Here is a 5,138-nt window from a genome sequence, read left to right on the forward strand (position 1 = left end):
GCGGGCCGTCTCGGGGTGGGAATCCGGGCGGGCAGCTCCTGCCTGAGCGGCCGGATGTACTCGACCCCGACGCCGCAGCAGCCGCCGATGATCTGAACGCCCTGGTCGATCCACTTCCGGGCCAGCCCGATGAACTCTTCGGGCGTGATGTTGTTCTCGACCTCCGGGTTGCGCCGCGGATCGACGTAATCGGTGCGGCCGGCCTCGGGGTAGATCCCCACCGGGCCCGGCCACTTCTCCAGCACGATGGGGAGCGCCGCCGCGGTGTCGTCGACGTTGGTGTGGAAGATGTTGACCACGGACCCGCCTAACGGCAGGACCTCGTCGAGCGCCTGGGTGAGCGGGGTTTCCGACGAGTAGCCGACCCTGACCGTGGGATCGCCCTGGTCGGTGTGGCACTTGAAGCCGACCCACTTGGGAACCCCCGGCATCGAGCATGCCTGCGAGACCCACTTGCGGTGCTCGAGGCTGCCCGTCGACTCCGCCAGCAGGAAATCGACGCCCGCCTCGACCAGGATTTGCGCCTGCTCGCGGAGGTTGGCCTGCGCCTGCTCGACGGTGATGGCGCTCCGACCCAGCAGGGAGCGATACCGGCGGGCCTCGCCGCCCGTGATGAGGCCGAAATTCGAGACCGACCCGGCGATGTAGACCGGGCGGTCCCCGGCGGTCCGCTCCCGGGCTTCGCGGGCCAGCGCCACCGCGCGAATGTTCAGCTCGGCCGTCAAGTCGCCGAGTCCGAGCGGCTCGAGGTTGTGGCGGGCCGAGGCGTAGCTGTTGGTGGTGATGATGTCGACCCCGGCCTTGATGTAGGTCTCGTGCATCTGCCGGACCGTGTAAGGGTGCGTCTGAAGCGCCGCGGCGGCCCAGGCGATTCCGTGCATGGGCACCCCCATCGCCTGGAGCTGGGTGCCTACCGCGCCGTCCAGAATGATGACGTGGCCGCGATCGATCCGGTCCTGCAGCTCCTGGAAGCTGACCATGCTCTCCCCCTGGCCGTTCTGTGAAGCGGAAGTGGCGGACGAGGCGACCCCGAAGGCTGGTCGCCGGTCCGCGCCCTGAGACGCGGGGCCGGCAGGCCCAGCCGGTATCAAAGCTCGGCCGCGCTCCTCTGTCAAGCCATCGGCGTGGCCGTCGGCTCGGCCTACCGGTCCGGAGCCCGCGACACGAGAAGCCTGTTGCCGAGTGTCGATCAATGGCCTATCGTTGGGCGAGCGATTCGTAGCCTCGACATCACGGGGTGAGATGCGATCGCCAGGGACGACCGACCCGAGCCGGCGTGAGCAGAGGGGACGCAGGCCGGTCTGTGGCGCGATCTCGGTCCTGCTGCCGGTCCTATTGGCGGCGATCGAGATGGTGGCGTTCCTCCCGACCTTCGCCGACTGGGAGGGCGGCGGGTACGCCTGGTTGTTCGTCACCATGGTGGTGATGGCGGCGGCGCCGGTCCTCGGGACGGCCGGCGTGATCCTGGGAATCTCGGCGCTCATCCGGCGCGAGCGCGCCGCCTGGCTGCCCGTCGTCGGGCTGACCGTGAACACCGCGCTCGTCTTGATGTTCTTTCCGGTCCTCCTGAGGGTGCTGGCGCGCTTGTGATGAGCGCCTGGCCGTCCCCCCGGCCCGAGCGGCGCGCCCCGCGCGTTAGCCGTCAGGCGCGCGGGGCCATGCTGCTCTCCTACACGGAAAGCGGACTTCTTTCGCCGAGCGAGAGGGGCCGTCTGACCGCCCGCTGAAGCCGAGAGAGTGCTCATGCGACGAACGTGGCCCGTCACGGCCGTCACCCTCGTGTTGCTCGTTGTGCATGGCTCAGCCAGCGCCGCCGAGCGCCGGCCGTGGGTCACCCTGACCGATTGCCGGTACATGGCGGCCAAGGACAATGACGGGGACAGCTTTCGCGTGCGCTGTGGCTCCCGCGACTTCCATCTCCGGCTCTATTTCGTGGACGCACCGGAGACCAACCTCCGCTACGCGGAGCGGACGCGCGAGCAGAGCGAACATTTCGGTGTCACGCTGGACGAGACCATGAAGGCCGGGGCCAGGGCCAGAGACACGGTGCAGGGGATGTTGCGAGAGCCGTTTGTCGTGCGGACGCGCTGGGCGACGGCGGGGGGCCGTGGCAGAGAGCCGCGTTACTACGCGTTGGTCGAGGTAGGCGGCCGGAGCCTGGTGGAGGTGCTGGTCAGCCGGGGGTTGGCGCGCCCCAAGGGCGTGTCTCTGGCGCTGCCGACCGGTGAGAAGGCTCGGGCATACGTGGAGCGGCTGGAGGCGCTGGAGCGCGACGCCCGGCAGAAGCGGCTCGGCATCTGGGCCACGTCGACGGACGCGACAACCGACTCGCCGACGCGATGACAGACCGGATCGACCGGGCGGCCTATCCGTTTCGGAGTCGCCGGGTAGACCTATCGATGACACGCCGTCCGATGCTCAAGGAGGACCCCGATGGCGAAATTCGAGAAGAACCAATGCGGAATCGAGGCCGTGAAGGCCACCTACAAGCCCCCGACGACGGTGAGTGTGACCGTCAAAAACACTGGAACCTGCCCGGTGACCGTCTCGTTGGGTCGCGAAGGAGCATCCGCGGAGCGAGCGAGCGGCCAGTCAGATCCCGAAGATGCCGACCCGTTGATTCTCCAGGCCACCAAGGTTGAGCAAGTCCTCATCGCGTGTGGCAGTGCCGCGTCGGAGAACCCCAAGTGCAGCTTCGAGTACAAGCTCACCGCCGGATAGGGGCCACCACGGGCTCGCGGGTGGTCGAGGATGGCCGGATCGCCTCGGAGCGGATCCACTGGGACCAGGCGTGGGTGCTCGCCCAGGTCGGCCTGCTCGACCCGTCCAGGCTGCCCATCGCGGGAAGTCGAGACGGCCCGGAAGGTGGTGGACCCGAGCTGCCCTCGAACGAATTGATGAAGCGGACTCTCCCGGACGAGCGACTGTAGGCCGCTCTTGTCGCGACCGCCGGCAGCTCCTATCATCCCTGGTAGCGAGAGGCGCCCAGCGTGACGCGGATGGTCGATCCCAAGTCGGTGGCGGGCAAGGCGCCCGGCGTGGAGCGCCGGGTGTCGCTGGTCGTGGTCGGGGCGGGCCCGGCCGGCATCGCGGCCGCCACCGAGGCGGCGCGAGCGGGAATCGAGGTCCTCCTCGTCGACGAGCACCCCGTCGACGTCAACATGATGGCGATGGACGTGCCGCTCTACTTCGGCCAGCGCATGAGCGCGGCGGTGCGCGACCGGGGGACGATGCTCGAGCGCGTGGTGCAGTCGAGTCCGCAGCTCGAGGCGGCCTACGACGCCGGCGTCGACGTGCAGCTCGGGGTCTACGTCTGGGGCGCCTTTCGGAATGCCGCCACGGTCCGTGAGCTCGGAGGCCCGATGGTCGGGCTGGCCGACCCGGAGCGCTCGTGGCTGGTCGGGTACGATCGGCTGGTGGTGGCGGCCGGCGCCCGCGACCTCGCGATGGGGTTCCGGGGGTGGGAGAAGGCCGGCACCATGGGAGCCCAGGCCGCCCACGCGCTCTCGACCCGATACCGCGCGCTCGCGGCTCAACGGATGGTCGTCCTGGGCTCCGGCCCGCTGGGACTCCAGGTGGCGGCCCAGGCGCTGGATCGGGGCGTGGAGGTGGCGGCCGTGGTCGAGGTCGCGCCCGCGGCGCGCGGTGACGCGGCCCTGTGCCGGCGGCTCCTCGGCCAGGGTGTCCGGTTCTTCGCGGCCCACGCGGTGAAGGAGGCCCAGGGAAGCCGGGACGAGGTCGAGGCCGTCGTCCTGGTCGCGCTCGACGGCGACGGCCGGCCGATTCCGGGCCGGGAGACGGTGGTCGCGTGCGACACCGTGTGCCTGGCCATCGGCCTCGTCCCGAACGTGGAGCTCCTGAGCGTCCTGGGCTGCCGGCTCGCCTTCCACTCGGAGCGGGGCGGATGGGTGCCGGAGACCGACGAGTGGGGTCGCACCAGCCTGCCCGACGTCTACGTGGCCGGCGACTGCGCCGGCGTCCACGAAGGCCGAGTGACCGACGCGACCGTCGCCGCGGCGCAGGGCCGGCTGGCCGGGATCGCCGCCGCCGAATCACTGGGCGCCCTCGAGCCCGGTCGAGTCGGCGCGCTCCGGGCGGGGCTCCTGTCTTCGACCGACGGGCAGCCGGCACCGGTGCACGACCGGTGGATGCAGTGGCTCCGCAGCCTGATCGAGGCCGGCGGGTGGGACGTCAACGCCTGCCAGTGCGAAGAGGTGACGCGACGGGAGCTCTGCCAGGTGGCGCCCCCGCGGTATCTCGGATGGCGCTCCGACCGCATGAGCGCCCGGAGCCTCGGCACCTTGCTCCGCGACGGGCCCGTCAACCAGGATCAGGTCAAGCGGCTGACCCGGGCCGGGATGGGACCCTGCCAGGGCCGGCGCTGCCGGGAGCAGGTGGCCCTGCTCCTCGCCGGGGAGGCGGGGCTGCCGGTCGGGGACATCCCGCTGGCGAGTTACCGTCCGCCCCTCCGCCCGCTGCCGCTGTCGGTCCTGTGGCCCCACGACGAGCCGCCGGCGATGCGGGACGACTGGGTCGTCTGGTTCGGGATCCCGACCCAGTTCGCGCCGCACTGGAGCGGCCGGGTCGAGGCCGGCTCGTGGGTCGCGCTGGACAAGTGACGGCGGGACTGGGGCCATGACCGAGGTCGACGGCGCGGCGGTCGTGATCGTCGGGGGCGGGGTCACCGGGCTCAGCGCCGGCTGGTGGCTGGCCCGGGCGGGCGCGGACGTCGTGGTGCTCGAGAAGGGCATCGTCGGCTGGGAAGCCTCGGGGCGCAACGGGGGCGGGGCCACCCACATCTACAGCCCCCTCGGACTGGAAGAGCAGCGGCTGTGGCCGCAGATGGACGAGCTGCTCGGATACCCGACCGAGTACCAGCCCCACCGGATCCGGGTCGCGCTCACCGAGAACCAGCTCGCTCTCCACCGGCGGAGTCTGGCTATCGCGGCTTCGCGGGGCTTCCGGAGCGAGCCCCTGGAGGGACGGGAGCTCCGGGAATGGGTGCCGATCGTCGGCGACAACGCGGTGGGCGCCTTCTACCTCCACTTCGGCGGCCACGCCAATCCCCAGCGCACCGTCCAGGCCTACGCCTGGGCCCTCCAGGACCACGGCGGCCGGATCTATCAGCACGTCACGGT

At 70.9% G+C, this 5,138-nt stretch carries 7 protein-coding genes; 6 read left to right on the forward strand and 1 reads right to left on the reverse strand.

The genetic code is table 11. The features are described 5' to 3' along the window. Positions 1-980, reverse strand: a 980-nt coding sequence (locus tag VGW35_15995; protein ID HEV8309161.1) for a homocysteine S-methyltransferase family protein, incomplete at its 3' end; no start/stop codon positions are given. A 370-nt stretch (positions 981-1,350) separates the two neighbouring features. On the opposite strand from VGW35_15995, the gene VGW35_16000 reads away from it, so the two are divergent. The 6 genes from VGW35_16000 to VGW35_16025 all read left to right on the forward strand — a co-directional run. Continuing rightward, positions 1,351-1,590, forward strand: coding sequence for a hypothetical protein (locus VGW35_16000; protein ID HEV8309162.1), 240 nt, complete (start codon positions 1,351-1,353; stop codon positions 1,588-1,590). 153 nt (positions 1,591-1,743) lie between these two features. Next, positions 1,744-2,343 (forward strand): thermonuclease family protein, encoded by a 600-nt coding sequence (locus tag VGW35_16005; GenBank protein ID HEV8309163.1) that lies wholly within the window; start codon positions 1,744-1,746, stop codon positions 2,341-2,343. Positions 2,344-2,433: 90 nt separating this feature from the next. Beyond that, the gene (locus tag VGW35_16010) at positions 2,434-2,721 is read left to right on the forward strand and encodes a hypothetical protein (protein HEV8309164.1); all 288 of its coding nucleotides are present in this window, start codon (positions 2,434-2,436) and stop codon (positions 2,719-2,721) included. A 20-nt stretch (positions 2,722-2,741) separates the two neighbouring features. Continuing rightward, positions 2,742-2,930, forward strand: coding sequence for a hypothetical protein (locus VGW35_16015; GenBank protein ID HEV8309165.1), 189 nt, complete (start codon positions 2,742-2,744; stop codon positions 2,928-2,930). 69 nt (positions 2,931-2,999) lie between these two features. After that, a complete protein-coding gene (locus VGW35_16020; protein HEV8309166.1) occupies positions 3,000-4,619 on the forward strand; it encodes an NAD(P)/FAD-dependent oxidoreductase in 1,620 nt (539 codons plus the stop codon). A gap of 16 nt (positions 4,620-4,635) precedes the next feature. Next, positions 4,636-5,138: FAD-binding oxidoreductase (locus tag VGW35_16025; protein ID HEV8309167.1), on the forward strand; the 503-nt coding region annotated here is incomplete at its 3' end.

The organism is Candidatus Methylomirabilota bacterium, from assembly GCA_036005065.1.
GTDB lineage: Bacteria > Methylomirabilota > Methylomirabilia > Rokubacteriales > DASRDR01 > DASYQW01.